Raw genomic sequence first — 17,350 nt, forward strand, 5'->3', positions numbered from 1 at the left:
GGTCTGGTTGAGGGGCGTCCGGGGATCGGCGCGCGTGTCGTGCGTCTTTCGGTCGCGTCATGGTGATGTGCGGCGTCATGTCGTCCACTCCTGCACGGGCGGGCCGAGGCTGTCGAAATCCGGGGTGACGCCGAGGCCGGGGGTGTCGGTGGCGTAAAGCCTGCCGTCCGCGACCGATGGCCCGCCGATGCCGGTGGACCGGGTGTTGTAGTTCATCAGGTCGGTGGTGTTCTGCAGGTATTCGGGCGGGGTTGAGGCCGCGAAATGCGCGAGCGTGGCCGAGGCGATCTCCCCGCCCCAGGTATCCTCGGCCACGACGGGGATGCGGTTGTCGACGAGGTAGTCGCGCACGCGCCGCGCCTTGGACAGGCCGCCGAGGTTGGAGATCTTCAGGCAGCAGAGGTCCGCGCCCCGGTCGGCGACGATGCGCTGGGCGGCGTGGATGCCGGTGAGACATTCATCGAGCTTCATGGGCTGTTCGGCGACACGGCGGACCTGCTGGCATTCCGCGTAGGTGCGGCTGGGCTGTTCGAGGATGTAATCGAGGTCGCGCGTGGCGCGGGCGACGCGGATCGCGTTGTCCACTCGCCAGCCCTGGTTGGCGTCGGCCATGGCGACCTCGCCCGGTTCCAGAAGCGGGACGACGGTGCGGATGCGGTCGATGTCGGTGGTCCAGTCGCCCCCGACCTTGACCTGGAACTGGCGGTATCCGGCGGCGCGGTGGGTGTTCAGTTCGGCCACCGTGTCGGCCACGTCCTTTTGCGGGGCGACGCGGTACATGGGCGCGCCGTCGGTCAGCTTGCCTCCCAGCAGCATCCAGACGGGTTGGTCGCAGGACTGGCCGAGGATGTCCCAGCAGGCGGCATCCACCGGCGCCTTGGCATAGCCGTGGCCCTGAAGGCGGGCATCCATCAGCCCTTCGATGGCGGCGACTTGCCGGGGGTCTTCGCCCAGCAGGCGGGGCGCGAGAAGGTACAGCGCGGCATCGACACCGGCGGAATGGGCGATCATGTAATTCTCGCCGCAGGGGGTGAACTCGCCGCAGCCCTGCAGGCCCGCATCGGTGTCGATCACCACGACCGACGCGCGCGCGACGGTCAGCGGGTTGCCCGCGCCCCATGTATAGGTGCCGCCGACATAGGGAAGGTCGGTCTTGTAGAGGCGGATGCGGGTGATCTTCATGTCGTGGCCTCGTCCGGCAGGGGCGCGAGGGTCGAGGGCACTTCGAGGTCGCGTCCCGTCCAGAAGGCCGCCGCCAGCAGGGGCGCGTCGCCCATCTGCGCGGCGTGGGGCTGGTTCGGGGCGTGGTGCACGGTGTCGCCGGGACGCGCGACGCGCGGTGCGCGGCCGTCGGAGAGGAAGGTCGCCGGGCCGGAGAGGACAAGGTAGATCTCCTCCGGCGCGTGCCAGTGGCGGGGATAGTGCAGGCCCGCGTCCCAGATGCCGATGGACAGGCGCAGGCCGGGATGAACGAAGGGGCCGGAAGGCGCGATCAGGTTGAACCAGCCCGAGCGGTCGAGGAAGCCGGCACCGATGCCGAGATCGGTGGGCGCGTAGCTGTGCCTCCACGCCACGTGGGGCGCGGCATCGACGATAGCGCGGATCACGGGTGCGAGGGGTGGTTCGGCGGTCTTCAGCGCTCCCGGCAGCAGGCGCGTGGCGGGCAGGTCGCGTGGCGTGACGGGGGCGAGGCGGTGATCCGCTGCCAGTGCCGTCCCGCAGAACGCGGCGATGTCGGGCGCGTGGCCTGTAACGTGGGCGCGCAGGGTGTCGCGCAGGCGGGTGAGGGCGCGGGTCATTCCATCCCCTCGGTCAGGACTGGCGCGATGTCCATGTGCGGCGGACGCCACGCGACCCATGCCAGCAGCGGCGTGTCGTGGGTGATCGTGCGGTGCGGGACGTTCGAGGGGTGAAAAACGCTTTCGCCGGGGCGCATGATGCGCGGGGGTGTGCCCACCTGTTCGAATTCGGCCGATCCTGCGAGGATCGTGTACTGCTCTTCCGCGGGGTGGTGGTGCCAGCCGTAATAGAGGTTTGCGGGCATGTAGACGACGAAGCCGCGCATCTTGTGGCTGACGAAAAGGCCATCGTGGCCCACCAGTTCGTAGCAGCCGAAGCGGTCCATGAAGTCGTCGCCGATATCGGTGTCGCGGTAGGTTTCGCGCCACGGCACCTTGTCCCACAGCGCGACAAGCGGGTCGCGCCAGTCGGGGTTGGGCGTGTCGAGCGCGGTGTCCTCGCGCATGTTGCGCGCGGCGGGAACAAGCCACGGCGCGCGCGGGGACAGGCGCGCGGCGTCGTCGATGGGCACGAAGCCCTGCACGTCGGGCAGCGCGTGAATGGCCTGAGCCGCCTGGAAGGCGCGGACAAAGGCCGGATCGGTCACGGAACGACCACGATGTTGCCGGTGTGGACCTTGTCGATGAAGACCTGCTGCGCGGTCTTGAGGTCTTTCAGCGGGTAGGTGGCGGCGAGCATCGGTTTGACTTCGCCCCGGTTGATATAGCCGACGAGGTCGCGGAACACGTGCGGCGGGACCACGGTGGAGCCGGTGAAGGTCAGGTCGCGCAGGTAGAACGTGCGCAGGTCGAGCGACACGATGGGCCCGGCGATGGCACCGGAACAGGTGTAGCGCCCGCCGCGCGCCAAGGCGTCGATCACGGTGCCGAAATAGGGCCCGCCGACGATGTCTGCGACCACGTCGACGGTATCGCGCCCTATGGCTTCGCGCAGGGCGGATTTCAGGTTGGCGGGCGCGCGGGGCAGGATCGCGTCGGGGCCGCATTTTGCGACGTCGGCGTGCTTGGCCTCGGACGCGAGCGCCACGACGGTTGCGCCGCGCCGCTTGGCCAGTTGCACCAATGCACCGCCCACACCGCCGGAGGCCCCGGTGACGAGCACGGTGTCGCCTGCGCCGACATCGGCGCGGACCAGCATGCCTTCGGCGGTGGAGTAGGAGCAGGAGAAGGTCGCAAGCTCGGCATCGGTCATGTCGTTGTCGATCACGCCGACATTGCGTTCGTCGATCTTGGTGTATTGCGCAAAACCGCCATCGGCTTCGGAGCCGAAATATCCCGTCTTGTTGCGGTCCATCGGATCGGACCAGTCGCGCAGCCAGTTGTCGGTGATGACGCGCTTGCCGATCAGCGTGGCATCGGCGTCCGGCCCGACCGCCACGACGATGCCACAGACATCGGCGCCCTGTATGCGGGGGAAGGTGATGGGCGCGCCGCCCCAGCTGGGGTCTTCCTCGCCCACCGTTTCAAAAGCGCCGCCGGTGGTCGCGTCCTCGACCGCCTTGGAATACCAGCCGGACCGCGTGTTGACGTCGGTGTTGTTCATGCCGGTGGCTTTGACCTCGATCAGCACCTCGCGGCTTTCGGGTTTGGGCACCGGCCAGTCCGTGTGCCATTCATAGACGTCGAGGTCGCCGTGGGCGGTCAGGACCATTGCGTTCATCGTGTCGGGGATCATGTGGTCACTCCGCTGCGACGGCCTGCGTGTCGGCACGCGGGCGCAGGCTGTCTGGGTCATAGGCAGGCGCGCCCAGCACGCGGGCCGCGCGCGGCTGGCCGTGGATCACGACCTGCAACGCGGTGCCCGGCGCGGCGGCGGCCGGTTTGACGTAAGCAAAGGCGAGGATCTGTCCGACCGCATGTCCAAACGCGACAGAGGATGTCGATCCGACCACCTCGCCATCCATCAGGACGGCTTCGCCGCCATGGCCGTCGGTCTCGCCATCGGGGTCGATGGAGAGGTAGGCGCAGACCCACGGCATCGCGTCGCGGCCCGCGAGCGTCGCGCTCTTGCCAAGGTAGTCGTGTTCGGACCGGGCAAAGCGCATGACGTCGGCTTCGGGCAGGGTGACCTCGTTGGTCAGTTCGCCCGCGCCCTTGAACGCTTTCTCCATCCGCAGGGCATTCATGGCGAAGGAGCCGTAGTCGGCGATGCCGTGCGGCTGGCCCGCGGACCAGAGCGCGTCGTAGACGTTTGTCGCGGCGGCACGGGGGAGGTGCAGTTCCCAGCCCAGTTCACCGGCATAGGACATGCGGAAGGCCCAGATGGAATGGCCCGCGAGCGTGATCTGCTGTGCGGTGAGCCAGCGGAAGGCGGCGTTCGACAAATCGGCATCGGTGCAGGCTGCCATGACGTCGCGGGCGCGGGGGCCGTTGATAGTCAGCGCCGCCCAGTCGTCGGACAGGCAGGTGATCGTGGCCTTTGCGTCGCCCAGATGCGCGGTCAGATGATCCATCAGACGCTGTTCGAAGAACGCGGCGCAGACAAGGTAGAACCGCTCGTCGGGCCCTTGCGTGCCCGCCTCGCTGCAGTTCACCACCGTTGTTTCCAGTTCGATCCGGCCCCGGCGGTTGAGCATGTGGGTGAGCGCGATGCCGCCGGGTTTCATTGGGAGCTTGTTGGCGACAAGCCGTTCCAGCAGGGCGCGGGCATCGGGGCCTGCGACCATGACCTTGGTGAAGGCGGAGATGTCCATGATGCCCACCCGTTCGCGCACGGCGCGGCACTCGGCCCCGACGATGTCGTGCACGGTGTTGCGGCGGAACGAATACTGGTCGATGGGGGCCGCCACGCCTTCGGGTGCGAACCAGCGCGGGCGTTCGTGGCCGAACACCTCTTCGAACACCGCGCCCTTGGCCTTCAGCGTGTCGTAGAGGGGCGAGGGTTTCACCGGCCGGCCGGCGAGGCGGTTGAAGTGGGGGAAGGGGATTTCGTGGCGGAGGCAGTAATCCTCGCGCGCCTTCACAACCTGCCAGTCCTTCGTTGCATAGGGGCCGAAGCGGCGCGGGTCGTAATCGCGCATCGAGATGTCGGCAGACCCGTGCACCATCCAGCGCGCCAGTTCACGGGTCAGGCCCGGACCCCAGCCGATGCCGATCTGCGTGCCGCAGCAGCACCAGTAGTTCGGTGCTCCAAAGACCGGGCCGATCAGCGGGTTGCCGTCGGGCGGGTGCGAGATCGCGCCATGCACCTCGCGCGTGATGCCGAGGTCGGCGAAGATCGGCATGCGGTTCAGGGATTCTTCGAGCCACGGCATGACGCGGTCGTAATCGGCATCGAACAGCTCGTTCTCGGCCTCCCAAGGGCAGTGGTCTTCCCAGACGGTGTTCGGGTTGGCCTTCTCGTAGATGCCGATCAGGCCGCGCTTCTGCTCCATCCGGATATAGCCCGACACTTTCTTGTCATCGCGGATGACGGGCAGTTCGCGGTCGAGGTTGGCGAATTCGGGCACGGGTTCGGTGACGAAGTAGTGGTGGGTCATTGAGGTGGTGGGGATGGTCAGGCCGGACCATTCGCCCATCTGGCGGGCATAGGTGCCGCCCGCGTTGACGACGTGTTCGCAGGTGATGGTGCCCTGTTCGGTGTCGACCTGCCATTCGCCGTTGGGCAGGCGCGTGATGTTGGTCGCGCGGCAGCGGCGGATGATGCGCACGCCCTTCGCGCGCGCGCCCGCGGCCATCGCCATCGTCACGTTGGTGGGGTCCACGTGCCCGTCATCGGGCGTGTGCAGCGCGCCGAGCACGCCGTCGAGGTTGTAGAACGGGTGCAGTTCGGCGACCCGGTCGGGGCCGACCAGTTCGATGTTGAATTTCAGCGCCCGGCCGACGGACAGGGTGTGGCGCAGCCAGTCCATCTCGTCTTCGGTGTAGGCCAGCCGGAACGACCCGCAGCCGTGCCACGTAACGGCCTGCCCGGTCTCGGCCTCCAGCGCGCCGGAGTAGAGGCCGATGTTGTAATCGACGCATTTGCCCAACGAGAAGGACGAGGTGGAATGGGTGATCTGGCCCGCCGCGTGCCATGTCGAGCCGCTGGTCAGCTCGGCCTTTTCCAGCAGCACCGTGTCGTCCCCCCAGCCTTCATGGGCGAGGTGATAGGCAAGGCCCACACCCATGACGCCGCCGCCGACGATGACCACCCGCGCATGGCTGGGAAAGGGCTTGTTCATTGCACCGCTCCGAAGAATCCGCTCGACAGGCGTAGGACACGAATGTACCACCGTCAATCATGAATGGCACAAACGTATCATCCCGCGTGCTTGAGCGGCTGAGCGACGAGTGGGACGGCCTGACGCCCGAGGCGCAGAAGGCGGCGCGCTACGTGCTGGAGAACCCGCGCGAGGTGGGCATCTCCTCCGTCCGTGAGATGGCCGAGGCCGCGCAGGTCAAGCCCAACACGCTGGTGCGCATGGCGCGGCAGGTGGGTTTCGAGGGATACGAGGATTTCCGCGAACCGTTCCGCGAGGCGATCCGGTCGGGTGCCGCCGGTTTTCCTGACCGGGCGCGGTGGTTGCAGGACGTGGGCAAGCGCGGGCAGCTGGGCGCGCTGTACGCCGACAGCGTGCGCGCGGTGCTCGACAATATCGAGGAGACCTTTGCCGGAATCGATCCCGCCGCGTTGCAGGCGGCGGCAGAGGCGATCTGGAATTGCCGGCAGGTCTTCGTGTTGGGCGTCGGCGTGAACCACGCCAATGCGCGCAACTTCACCTACCTTGCCTCCACTGGCATGACGCGGTTCCACGCGATCCCGCGCGCGGGCAATTCGGCGATCGACGACCTGGCCTTTGCCGACGGGCAGGACGTGCTGATCGCGATGACCTGCCATCCCTATCGCGGAGAGGTCGTTCAGGCGATCGAGGTCGCACGCGAACAAGGGCTGACGGTGGTGGGCATCAGCGACAGCCGCGCTTCCCCCGTGATCCGGGGCGCGGACCATGGATTCGTGGTGGCGAGCGACGGGCCGCAATTCTTTCCGTCCTCGGTGTCGATTATCGCTCTTCTGGAGACGCTCCTGAGCTTTGTGATCGCGGTTTCCTCTGATGAGATCGTGGCGCGGGTCGAAAGCTTTCACCGGCGGCGGCACGCGCTTGGCATCTATTCCGAGGATCCCCGATGAACGCCCCGAACCCGGTCAGATCGCTTGCGGCGCGGTATTACACCGATCCCGCCGTGTTCGCCGCCGAGCAGGCGGGACTTCTGGCGCGGACATGGCAGTTTGCCTGCCATGCGTCGGAACTGGAGGGGCCGGGCGATTACCATGCGTTCGAGATGGCGGGCGAGTCGCTCTTTTGCGTGAAGGGCCGGGATGGCGTGATCCGCACGTTCTACAACGTCTGCCAGCATCGCGCGCACCAGTTGGTGCAGGGATCGGGCACGACGCGGGTGATCGTCTGCCCCTATCACGCCTGGACCTACGAGTTGACGGGCGGGCTGCGCGCGGGACCGAACATCGCGCAGGTCGAAGGGTTCGACAAATCCTCCATCTGCCTGACGGAAGTGCGGACCGAGGTGTTCCTTGGCTTCGTCTTCGTCAACCTCGACCCGGATGCGAAACCGATGGAAGACTGGTTCCCCGGTGCGCGGGCCGAGCTGGAGAAATGGGTGCCGCACCATGAGCGGCTGAAGCCGCTGGAATGGGTGGAGATCCCGGAGAACTGCAACTGGAAGGTATCGGTCGAGAATTATTCAGAGTGCTATCACTGCTCGCTCAACCACCCGACCTTCGCGACCGGCGTGGTGAAGCCCGAAACCTATGACATCCAGCCGCAGGGTTATTGCCTGCGCCACACGACCGAGTGCCAGAACCTCGACCAGATGACATACGACATCCATTCGGGGTTCGAGCATCAGGCGGAGTATTCGTCGTGGTTCCTGTGGCCGATGTTCTCGTTCCAGGTCTATCCCGGCAACGTGCTGAACACCTATCACTGGCGTGCCGTGGATGCCGGGCGGGTGGTGGTCTGGCGCGGGTGGTATTCCGTCGACGGGGTGGAGGACGAAACCGTCCGGCAACTGGCGGTGCAGGATCGCGAGACGACGGTGGAGGAGGATATCCACCTCGTCGAGTCGGTGCAGCGCGGGTTGAAATCGCGCGGATATGTGCCGGGGCCGCTGGTGGTCGACCCGCGCTGCGGCGTGAACTCGGAACATTCGATCCTGCATTTGCAGCGCTGGATGCGCGAGGCGGTGGACTTGCAGGACTGCTGAAATGGCCGACGCGGGGAGGGGGTGCCATGGGGAGTGACGAGACGGAATGGAGCGGCGGTTGCGCCTGTGGCACCGTGCGGTGGACGCATCCCGGCCCCAAGACGCGCAACCTGTTGTGCCATTGCGACGAATGTCGCCGGGGCGTGGCGGCGGGATATACCGCCGTGCTTGGCCTGCCGGTGAAGGGTCTGGTGCTGAAGGGGACGTGGCAGGATTACCGGTACACGCCTGAATCGAGCCGCGGGTTCTGTCCCGCCTGCGGGACGCGGCTGTGGTTCAGATCGGACCTCTGGCCCGACGAGGTGTTCATGAACATCGGCACGCTGGACGACCCGGCGCGATACGTCCCCGACCGGCACGTGGTGACGGGCGAGCGGGTGTGCTGGGCACCGGTGCCCGCCGGGTCCGAGATGCATGAAGGGTTCTCGGTCGCACCGGGAGAGACGCCATGACCGCCCTGTCGGGACGCTGCCTGTGCGGGGCGGTGACATGGGAGACCGACAGTCCCGTCCTCTGGGCCGGGCACTGTCATTGCGACAGTTGCCGCCGGGCGACCTCGGCCCCGTTCACGTCGTTTTTCGGGGTGCGGCGGGCCTCGGTCACGTGGACCGGTGCGCGGACCACTTTCGAGACGTCCGGGGGCCGGGTGGAGCGGTCGTTCTGCACGGTGTGCGGCACGCAGATGACCTATCAGAACGTGATCTGGCCGGAAGAGACGCACCTTTACGCGGCCTCCCTCGACGACCCGGCGCAGTTCGAGCCGCAGGCGCATTTCCACTATGCCGAGCGTCTGCCGTGGGTGGAGATCGACGACGGCCTGCCCAAATACGCGGGCAGCGCCGATGCGGGAGATCCGATGCCATGATGCCTTCGGACTGGACGCCCGAGCAAAAGCTCTTCCCGCACCAGGTGGGGTTCACCTGTCCGCCCTTCGACTGGGACGCGGCGCCGACCGACTTCCAGCGGATCGCGCCCGAGACGGTGGGTGTGCATGGCTGGATGCTGCATGTGCCCGACTACGTGCACGGGCTGGACCAGAGGAAGGCGAATTTCGCCATGCTGGACGATTTCGTGCATTGCATGGCGCGGAACGGGGCAGACGTGGCGGCGCAGGTGGGGTCGAACTGGGTGCATGCCAGCGGGTTGGGCGTGCAGGGCATCGCGGACCATTGCGCGCGGCTCTCCGACACCCATGGCGTCGCGTTCCACATGGCGGGATACGCGATGGTCGAGGCGCTGCGTGATCAGGGGATCGGATCGGTGGCTTTGAACGCGGCTTATCACTGGCCTGAGTGGTGGCAGGGCACGGTCGGGTTCCTGCAGGAAGCCGGGATCGAGGTGCTGTGGGCCGGGAATTTCGTCGATCAGGGATGGTTCCCCGATCAGGCGGCGGTGAACGCGAAACGCTGGATCTTTGACGGGGAACTGGCCGCGCGCAGTTTTGCCTATGTCGCCGAGAAGGCGCCCGAGGCCGAGGCGATCCTGATCAACGGAATGTGCAATTTTCGCACCGGGCCGAACGGGCAACCGCAGCGGCCCTTGCACCTGATCCCGCAGCTGGAAGCCGCCATCGGCAAGCCGGTGATCGGCCACGACACGGCGCTTTACTGGCGCATCTTCCGCTCGCTTGGCCTGCGCCCCGAAGGCGCGCATGGCCGGTTGCTGGAAGCGTTGTGATGCCCGGTTCGGCGCAGCCGAACAGCGCCCGCACCGCCCCCCACGGGGCGGGCGCAGGGTTGCCGTGGACAGGCAGCGGTCACGTCGGCGCGCTTTCAGTCTTTGGCGCAGCGGAAGGGCGCCCCGTGCGGTACGGGCGCTGTCCGGCCCTGAACGGTGACCCTGATGCATAAGATCGTCGCGCTTTGGGCCGTGCCGCGCTCTACCTCCACCGCGTTCGAATGGATGATGCGGCAGCGCGGGGATCTTGACTGCCTGCACGAACCGTTCGGAGAGGCGTGGTACCAGGGAGAGGACCCTTTGTGGCCGCGGTACCGCGAGGGCGAGAAGACGACGCCGGGGCTGACGCTGGCCTCGGTCTGGGACGAAATCCGGGCGCGGGCGGCGCGCGGGCCGGTCTTCCTCAAGGACTTCCCACACTACATCAACCACATGTGGACGCCCGAATTCCTCGGGCATTTCACCCATGCCTTCCTGATCCGCGATCCGGCGCTGACGGTCACGTCGATGTACGACAAGTGGCCCGATTTCGACGAGCTGGAGGTCGGGTTCCCTGAACAGCGCGCGCTGTTCGACCTGCTGACCGCGCTGAACGGCGCGCCGCCGCCGGTAATCGATTCCGGCGATCTGCTGGAGAACCCACACGCGATAACCGAAGCGTTCTGCGATGCGGTGGGCATTCCCTTCCTCGAACACGCCCTGACTTGGGAGCCGGGCGCGGATACCGGGCAGTACAGCTGGTGGGATGGCGGGTCCTTTCACCAGAACCTGAAGGCCTCGACCGGGCTGACGCCGCAAAAGCGGCGGTATGTCGAACTGGACGACGCGCCCGAACGTGTGCGGCAGGTGGTGCGCCGGATGCGCCCGCATTACGATCACCTGCATGCGCATCGACTGAAGGTCTGAGACATGAAAGCCGCCCTGATGACCCGCTGGCGCGACCCGCTCGTCCTGACAGACGTGCCGGACCCGGATTGCCCGGCGGACGGCGTGATCGTGCGTCTTGAGGCGTGCGGTGTCTGCCGGTCCGATCACCATGCATGGGACGGGGCCGACCCGGACGTCACGCTGCCGCACGTGATGGGGCATGAACTGTCGGGCATCGTCGCGGCGGTGGGGCCGGACTGCGCGCGGCACGCGGTGGGAGATCGCGTGACCGCGCCGTTCATCCTTGGATGCGGCACCTGCGCCGACTGCACGGCGGGCCAGCCGACCGTGTGCGACAGCCAGGCGGTGATCGGATTTACCCAATGGGGTGCCTTTGCCGAGGCGGTGGCCGTGCCGCGCGCCGATTTCAACCTTGTCCCCTTGCCAGAGGCCGTGCCCTTCGACATCGCCGCCGGGATGGGGTGCCGGGTCACGACGGCATGGCGCGCGCTGACGGATCGCGGGGCGCTGGCAAAGGGCGAATGGCTGGCGGTGCATGGCTGCGGCGGTGTGGGCTTGTCGGCGGTGATGATCGCAAAGGCGCTGGGCGCGAAGGTGGTCGCGGTCGACATATCCGACGCGGCGCTGGGCATGGCGGGCGATCTGGGCGCGGACCTGTGCGTGAGCGCGGCAGAAGGCGACGTGGCGGCGCGGGTGCGCGCGCTGACGGGAGGCGGCGCGCATGTGTCGGTCGACGCGCTGGGGATCACGGCGACCTTCGATGCCTCGCTCCGCTCCTTGCGGAAGCTCGGGCGGCACGTGCAGATAGGGATGCCGGTGGGCGCGCATGAAACCGTGCCGCTGCCGCTGCTGGAACTGGTTTATGCGCGACAGTTGACGCTGCACGGCACGCGCGGGATGGGGGCGGCGGGGTTCGACCGGTTGCTGGACCTCTATGCGCAGGGCGCGTTGCCTCTCGACCGCCTGATCACGGCGCGTATCCCCTTGTCGCAGGCGGGCCGCGCGCTGGCCGCGATGGACGCGGCGCAACCGCCCGGCATCACCCTCATCACCGACTTCACGAGCTGACACATGGACCATTGGCAGAACTATATCGACGGCACATTCGTCGAGGGCGGCGCGGGCCGGATCTACGTGGAGGATCCCGGCTCGGGTGAGGTCTTTGCCACCCACGCGCTTTCCGATGCGGGTGACGTCGACCGCGCGGTGGCGGCGGCGCAGCGGGTGCACCGCGCGGGCCTACTAAGCGATCTGCGCCCCGTGGAACGCGGGCGCATGGTGCAGGCGATGGGGCGGTACCTCGCCCAAAACCGCGACGAGATCGCCCGCGTGCTGACGCGCGAACAGGGCAAGCCCCTGTGGGAGGCCGAGATCGAGGTCGACGGCGCGGCGCGGTATTTCGAGTATTACGGCAACCAGGCGGAGACGGTCGAAGGCCGCTCGATCCCCTTGGGCGCGGGGTATTTCGACTGGACGGAATACGAACCGATGGGCGTGTCGGCGCAGATCATCCCGTGGAATTACCCGGTGGAGATGACGGCGCGGTCGCTGTCGGCGGCGCTGGCGACGGGCAATGCCTGCGTGATCAAATCGCCGGAACTGACGCCGCTGACCAACGGCTATTTCGCCCGTGCTGCCGAAGCCGTCGGGCTGCCCGCGGGTGCGGTCAACGTGCTGTGCGGGCTGGGGCGCGAGGCTGGCGCGGCGCTGGCCGGGCACGGCGGCGTGAACCAGATCGTGTTCACCGGGTCGGTCGCGACGGGGATCAACATCGCGACGGCGGCGGCGCGGAACGTGGTGCCTTGCGTGCTGGAACTGGGCGGCAAGTCGGCGGCCATCGTGCATGAAGACGCCGATCTCGACGCGTTCGAGAGTGACCTGCGCTGGGGCATCTTCTTCAATGCCGGGCAGGTCTGTTCGGCGATGAGCCGGGTGATCGTGCATGAGAGCCGGGCGGAGGAGATGGTGGAGCGCGCGGCGTCTGTCGCGCAGTCGCTGTCGGTCGGGCCGGGGATCGAACGGACGGAGTTCGGCGCGAACATGGGGGCGATGGTCAGCGTGCCGCAACGCGACCGGGCGGCGGGCATGGTGGCGCGAGCGGTCGAGGCGGGCGCGCGGCTGGCGACGGGTGGCCGGGCGATGAACATCCCCGGCGCCTTCCTTGAACCCACCGTTCTGGCGGATGTGACGCCCGACATGGAGATCGCGCAGGACGAAGTGTTCGGCCCGGTCCTGTCGATCCTGACCTTCCGGGACGAGGACGAGGCCATCGGGATCGCGAACGGCACCGAGTACGGGCTCGTCTCGGGCGTGTTCACCCGCGACATCGACCGCGCGATGCGCGCGGCGGGGCGGCTGAGGGCGGGGCAGGTGTTTGTCAACGAATGGTACGCCGGCGGGGTCGAGACGCCGTTTGGTGGTTATGGCAAGTCGGGCTATGGCCGCGAGAAGGGGCGCGAGGCGCTCTGGAACTACGTGCAGACCAAAAACATCGCCATCGCGCGGAGGTAAACCGCGCCCTCATCCGCCCTGGTGGGCGGCCTCGGTTCGGTCAGGCGAAGGAGATGGAGACCTCTCCGAAATCGCCGAAATCGGCGTGGATCGCGCTGCCGGGGGGGCATTCGATGGGGCGGATGAAGGAGCCGGAGAGGATCACGTGACCCGGTTCGATGCGCTGGCCGTATTGCGCCATGCGCCGGGCGAGCCAGACCACGCTTTCGACCGGATCGTTCAGCACGCCCGCGCCGAGACCCGTTTCCTCCACCCCGCCATCGCGGGTCACGATGGCGCCGACGCGACGCAGGTCGACCACGCGCGGGTCGTGCCGGGCCTCTCCCAGCACGACACCGGCATTGGCGGCGTTGTCCGATATCGTGTCGAAGATCCGGCGCGGGGAGCCGGTGGCGGGATCCTTGCGCAGGATACGCGTGTCGAGCAGTTCGAGGCTGGGGCAGACATGGGCCGTGGCATCCAGCACGTCGTCGCGGGTGATGTCCGCGCCGCCCAGGGGCGCGTCCATGACGAAGGCGATTTCTGCCTCCACCCGTGGTTCGATGAACCGGCGCTCGGGCACGGTGCTGCCTGTGTCGAAGGCCATGTCGTCGAACAGAACGCCGGAATCGGGGATGTCGATGCCAAGCGCGTCCTGCATGGCGCGGCTGGTCAGGCCGATCTTCCAGCCGATCACGCGGCGGCCTTCGGCCAGTTTCAGCGCCATGAGCCGGGTCTGGACGGCGTAGGCGTCGTCCATCGTGATGTCGGGATAGGCGAGGCTGAGAAGGCCGATCTGCTGGCCCGTCGTCTCGGCCTCGAACAGCGCGGTGGCGGCGGCGTTGATCTGGTCGGGGGTCATTCGTCCTCCACAGTGTTGCGCAGGGTGCCGAGGCCCTCGGCGGTGACCTTGATCACGTCGCCGGGTTCGAGGTATCGCGGCGGGTCGAACCGCGCGCCCGCGCCGGTGGGGGTGCCGGTGACGATGATGTCGCCGGGATGGAGCGTCGTGAAGGTCGAGATGTACGCGATCTGGCGCGGGATCGGGAACAGCATGCGGCTGGTGCTGTCGTCCTGCCTGAGTTCGCCATTCACGTGGGTGGTGAGGCGGATGTCGGCGAGTTGATCTGCAGACGTGATAGGCGTCAGGTACGGCCCCATCGCGCCCGAGCGGTCCCAGTTCTTGCCTTGGGTGACGTTGAATTTCGCGTGCCGCACCCAGTCGCGGATCGTGCCCTCGTTGCAAAGGGTTGCGGCGGCAACGTGGGACCATGCGTCGGCTTCGGCGATGCGGCGACCTCCGGTACCGATGACGATGGCGATCTCGCCCTCGTAGTCGAGTTTCTCGCTTTCCGGGGGCCGGATGAGGGGCTGGTCATGGGCCGTGAAGGATTGCGGGAAGCGGGGGAATAGGGACATGTTTGGCGGCGCCTCGACCCCGTCCTTGTATTCCGCATTGCGGTCGGGGAAGTTCACGCCGACGCAGATGATCTTGCCCGGATCGGGCAGGGGGAGCGTGAGCGCGATCTCGTCGGGCTTTAGCGTTGCTTTGGTGTCCGACGGCAGCGAGGCGATCAAGCCCGCCTCGACCGCGCTTTTCACCGTTGGCGCAAGGTGGTCCATCGGCGCGATGCCGTCCGGTTGCAGAAGGCCCCAGCGGGCGGTGCCGTTGTGGGTGAAGGAAATGATCTTCATTTGAGCGTGCTCCAGACCTCGGCAATCACGTCGGCGGCCATCATCACGTCTTCGCGCGTCGTCTCGAACTGGCCGACCTGCAGGCGGATCATGCGGCGGCCTTCGTGCATGCCTTGAGTAAGGTATATGCGGCCATCGTCGTTGATTGCGTCGACCAGCCGTTGCTGCATCGCGTCGTCGCCGGGGCAGCGGAAGGAGAGGAGCGACAGGATCGGGCCGGTCACGATCTCGAACCCGTCCATGGCTCGGACCACCTCGCACAGCTCCTGCGCCCATATGACGTGGTTGCGGATGCGGGCGCGCAGACCTTCGAGGCCGTAGGCGCGCATGACGAACCACAGTTTCAGCGCGCGGAACCGGCGGCCCAGCGGGATCGTCCACTCGCTGTAGTTAATGACGGTTTGCGAGGTCTTGAGGTATTCGGGCTCGATCTTGAGCGTGTTCAGTTGCGCCCGTGGGTCGCGCAGGAATTGCGCGGCGCAGTCGAACTGCACGCCCAACCATTTGTGCGGGTTGAAGACGATGCTGTCATAGCGCCCTGCGCCGTCCCAGAATGGCTCGCGCAGGTCGGGGCAGATCATCGCGGACCCGGCCCATGCGGCGTCGAGATGGGTGTAGAGGTCGTGCGCCTCGGCCACGTCCGCGACCGCGTTCAGGTCATCACAGGCGCCGATCCCGGTGCCGCCGGTGATGGCGATGATCCCGGCGGGGATGTGTCCGGCGGCGAGGTCCGCGTCGATGGCGCGACGCAGGGCGTGGGTGTCCATCCCGTAATGCGGTGCGCCGGTAGTGGGCAGCTTGACGAGGTTATCCTGCCCGATGCCGGCGACCCAGCAGGCGCGGTCGATGGAGGAGTGCACTTCATCCGAGCAGTAGATGCGCAACCGGCCCTGTGCGTTCAGCCCCTCGCGGTTGCCGCGCCAGCCGGTCGCGCGTTCGCGCATGGTCAGGACGGCAGAGAGGGTGGCGGAGGAGGCGCTGTCCTGGATCACGCCCGAGGTCCCGGCCGGCAAGCCAAGCGCCTGCGCCAGCCAGTCGATCATCACGCCTTCCATCTCGGTTGCCGCCGGGGACGTCTGCCACAACATGCATTGCGCGGCGATGGTCGACACGATGTATTCCGCCAGGACCGAGGCGGGCGAGGCGTTGGAGGTGAAATAGGCAAAGAAGCGCGGGTGCTGCCAGTGGGTCATCCCCGGCATCACGATGCGTTCGAAATCGCGGAAGATCGCTTCCATCCCCTCGCCCTGTTCGGGCGGGTGCGGGGCGATCTGGGCGGCGATGTCACCCGGCGCTGTCTGCGCGCGCACGGGGCGGTCGCGGATGTCGCGGTGATACGCCTCGGCCCAGTCGGCGACGTGGCGGCCCCAATCGGAAAAGCCCTCCCACTCCATCAGGGCGCCACGATGGGTTGCGCCTTGAGCGCGGGCTCGCGGGGGGCGAGGCCTTCGAACAGCGTGCCTTCCTCGAACCAGCTTCGCGGGGCGGGGGCGCCCCAGAGGGTCTGGCGGGAGGGGTCCTTGAGGTCCCAGTGGATCGGTTCGTGGTCGGGATCGACGGTCTGGTAGTCCGAGCAGTAGATCTCGATCCGGTGGCCGTCCGGGTCGCGGATGTAAAGGAAGAAGGCGTTGGAGATGCCGTGCCGCCCCGGCCCGCGTTCGATGTTGTCGCGGTAGCCGGTGGTGGACATGAGGTCCAGAAGGTCGATGATATTGAGCGGCGTCGGCACCCAGAAGGCGGTGTGGTGCAGGCGCGGGCCGATGCCGTTGGTAAACGCGATGTCGTGCACGCCGCCCTTGCGGTGCATCCACGCGGCCCAGCATTTCCCGGTCTCGGCATCCTCGGTGTATTCGGTGGTGCGGAAGCCCATCTGCGTCCAGAAGTCGATGGAGCCGTCCACGTCGGGACTGAAGAGGTTGAAGTGGTCGATCCGGAGCGGTTTGACGCCGTGGTAGAGTGCGTAGTTCTGGTGGATCGACGGCAGGCGCGTCATGCGGGCGTAGAAGTCCAGCGGGACACCGTGCGGGTCGGTGGTGTGCAGCGTGCGGCCGGTAAGTGGGTCGTCGGTGAAGGTTGTGCCTTGGCCTTGGGCCGAGAACCAGTCAGCGGCGCGGTCGAGGTCGGCGTCTTCGTAGAGCTTGAAGGCCAGCGCCCCGGCGCGGGGCTCAACGCCCTGTTGCAGGATGATCGAGTGGTGGTTGCGTTCCTCCATCGCGCGGAGGTGCAGGGCGGTGTCGGTCTCGGCGCTGATCTGCAGGCCGAGTGTGTCGACCCAGAACGCGCGGGACGTAGCGAGGTCGGTCACCGTGTAGGTGATGTGGCTGAGGCGGACGGTGTTGAACGGCGGGTGCAGGACCGGGGGTGGGACGGGCATCAGGTGGTCCTTCTGGCCGGTGTGGCGTGGAGGCCCCGGATCAAGTCCGGGGCGGGTTGTTTGCAGTTGCGTGTGTCGCGTCCCGGCCTCTGAGCCGGGACCTCTTGTCTCACGCACCGACCGCCCGTCTGAAGTGCCCGCGCGGAATCAAGGCCGCAGGCCGCAGAGGGATTGTGGCCCCAGTGGGGCCGCGTAAGCCCGATGAACGCGCATCGCCGGGCCGCCC

The 17,350-nt window shown here is 67.4% G+C and carries 17 protein-coding genes; 8 read left to right on the top strand and 9 right to left on the bottom strand.

All coding sequences use genetic code 11. The annotated features are described in order from the left end of the window. Nucleotides 1-75: 75 nt before the first annotated feature. Genes ATO11_RS05700 through ATO11_RS05720 form a run of 5 tightly spaced genes read right to left on the bottom strand, consistent with a single transcriptional unit; the run spans nt 76 to nt 5,962 of the window. Nucleotides 76-1,182: a mandelate racemase/muconate lactonizing enzyme family protein gene (locus ATO11_RS05700; RefSeq protein WP_050529859.1), complete on the bottom strand. Its 1,107-nt coding sequence runs from the start codon at nt 1,180-1,182 to the stop codon at nt 76-78. Next, nucleotides 1,179-1,799: a dimethylsulfonioproprionate lyase family protein gene (locus tag ATO11_RS05705; RefSeq protein ID WP_050529860.1), complete on the bottom strand. Its 621-nt coding sequence runs from the start codon at nt 1,797-1,799 to the stop codon at nt 1,179-1,181. Before ATO11_RS05705 ends, ATO11_RS05700 begins: the two co-directional genes overlap by 4 nt. Beyond that, nucleotides 1,796-2,386, bottom strand: a complete 591-nt coding sequence (locus ATO11_RS05710; protein WP_050529861.1) for a dimethylsulfonioproprionate lyase family protein — start codon at nt 2,384-2,386, stop codon at nt 1,796-1,798. Before ATO11_RS05710 ends, ATO11_RS05705 begins: the two co-directional genes overlap by 4 nt. Continuing rightward, nucleotides 2,383-3,474, bottom strand: coding sequence for an alcohol dehydrogenase family protein (locus tag ATO11_RS05715; RefSeq protein ID WP_050529862.1), 1,092 nt, complete (start codon nt 3,472-3,474; stop codon nt 2,383-2,385). Before ATO11_RS05715 ends, ATO11_RS05710 begins: the two co-directional genes overlap by 4 nt. A 4-nt stretch (nt 3,475-3,478) precedes the next feature. Continuing rightward, nucleotides 3,479-5,962 carry an FAD-dependent oxidoreductase gene (locus tag ATO11_RS05720; RefSeq protein WP_050529863.1) on the bottom strand — a complete coding sequence of 828 codons (2,484 nt, stop codon included), beginning with the start codon at nt 5,960-5,962 and terminating at the stop codon, nt 3,479-3,481. Between the two features lie 59 nt (nt 5,963-6,021). On the opposite strand from ATO11_RS05720, the gene ATO11_RS05725 reads away from it, so the two are divergent. The 8 genes from ATO11_RS05725 to ATO11_RS05760 all read left to right on the top strand — a co-directional run bounded on the left by ATO11_RS05725 (nt 6,022) and on the right by ATO11_RS05760 (nt 13,076). Next, nucleotides 6,022-6,909 (top strand): MurR/RpiR family transcriptional regulator, encoded by an 888-nt coding sequence (locus ATO11_RS05725; RefSeq protein WP_050529864.1) that lies wholly within the window; start codon nt 6,022-6,024, stop codon nt 6,907-6,909. Continuing rightward, entirely contained in the window at nt 6,906-8,000 is a 1,095-nt protein-coding gene (locus ATO11_RS05730) for an aromatic ring-hydroxylating oxygenase subunit alpha (RefSeq protein ID WP_050529865.1), read from the top strand. The genes ATO11_RS05725 and ATO11_RS05730 overlap by 4 nt, the downstream gene beginning before the upstream one ends. A 26-nt stretch (nt 8,001-8,026) precedes the next feature. Continuing rightward, nucleotides 8,027-8,452, top strand: coding sequence for a GFA family protein (locus ATO11_RS05735; protein WP_082176173.1), 426 nt, complete (start codon nt 8,027-8,029; stop codon nt 8,450-8,452). Continuing rightward, entirely contained in the window at nt 8,449-8,865 is a 417-nt protein-coding gene (locus tag ATO11_RS05740; RefSeq protein ID WP_050529867.1) for a GFA family protein, read from the top strand. Before ATO11_RS05735 ends, ATO11_RS05740 begins: the two co-directional genes overlap by 4 nt. Next, a complete protein-coding gene (locus tag ATO11_RS05745; RefSeq protein WP_050529868.1) occupies nt 8,862-9,677 on the top strand; it encodes a hypothetical protein in 816 nt (271 codons plus the stop codon). Before ATO11_RS05740 ends, ATO11_RS05745 begins: the two co-directional genes overlap by 4 nt. A 165-nt stretch (nt 9,678-9,842) precedes the next feature. Further along, nucleotides 9,843-10,583 (top strand): sulfotransferase-like domain-containing protein, encoded by a 741-nt coding sequence (locus tag ATO11_RS05750; RefSeq protein WP_050529869.1) that lies wholly within the window; start codon nt 9,843-9,845, stop codon nt 10,581-10,583. A 3-nt stretch (nt 10,584-10,586) separates the two neighbouring features. Then, complete coding sequence (locus ATO11_RS05755) at nt 10,587-11,633, top strand: zinc-dependent alcohol dehydrogenase family protein (protein ID WP_050529870.1); 1,047 nt, start codon at nt 10,587-10,589, stop codon at nt 11,631-11,633. Between the two features lie 3 nt (nt 11,634-11,636). Further along, nucleotides 11,637-13,076 (top strand): aldehyde dehydrogenase family protein, encoded by a 1,440-nt coding sequence (locus ATO11_RS05760; protein WP_050529871.1) that lies wholly within the window; start codon nt 11,637-11,639, stop codon nt 13,074-13,076. Between the two features lie 40 nt (nt 13,077-13,116). Here ATO11_RS05760 and hpaH read toward each other — a convergent pair whose 3' ends face one another. The 4 genes from hpaH to hpaD are packed head-to-tail and all read right to left on the bottom strand — an operon-like array spanning nt 13,117 to nt 17,124. Further along, entirely contained in the window at nt 13,117-13,917 is an 801-nt protein-coding gene (gene hpaH / locus ATO11_RS05765) for a 2-oxo-hept-4-ene-1,7-dioate hydratase (protein ID WP_050529872.1), read from the bottom strand. Continuing rightward, the gene (locus tag ATO11_RS05770) at nt 13,914-14,750 is read right to left on the bottom strand and encodes a fumarylacetoacetate hydrolase family protein (protein WP_050529873.1); all 837 of its coding nucleotides are present in this window, start codon (nt 14,748-14,750) and stop codon (nt 13,914-13,916) included. Before ATO11_RS05770 ends, hpaH begins: the two co-directional genes overlap by 4 nt. Further along, complete coding sequence (locus ATO11_RS05775) at nt 14,747-16,144, bottom strand: pyridoxal phosphate-dependent decarboxylase family protein (protein ID WP_050529874.1); 1,398 nt, start codon at nt 16,142-16,144, stop codon at nt 14,747-14,749. The genes ATO11_RS05770 and ATO11_RS05775 overlap by 4 nt, the downstream gene beginning before the upstream one ends. After that, entirely contained in the window at nt 16,144-17,124 is a 981-nt protein-coding gene (gene hpaD / locus ATO11_RS05780; protein WP_050529875.1) for a 3,4-dihydroxyphenylacetate 2,3-dioxygenase, read from the bottom strand. The genes ATO11_RS05775 and hpaD overlap by 1 nt, the downstream gene beginning before the upstream one ends. Between the last annotated feature and the right edge of the window lie 226 nt (nt 17,125-17,350).

It is taken from the genome of Pseudaestuariivita atlantica (genome assembly GCF_001205715.1).
Taxonomy (GTDB): domain Bacteria; phylum Pseudomonadota; class Alphaproteobacteria; order Rhodobacterales; family Rhodobacteraceae; genus Pseudaestuariivita; species Pseudaestuariivita atlantica.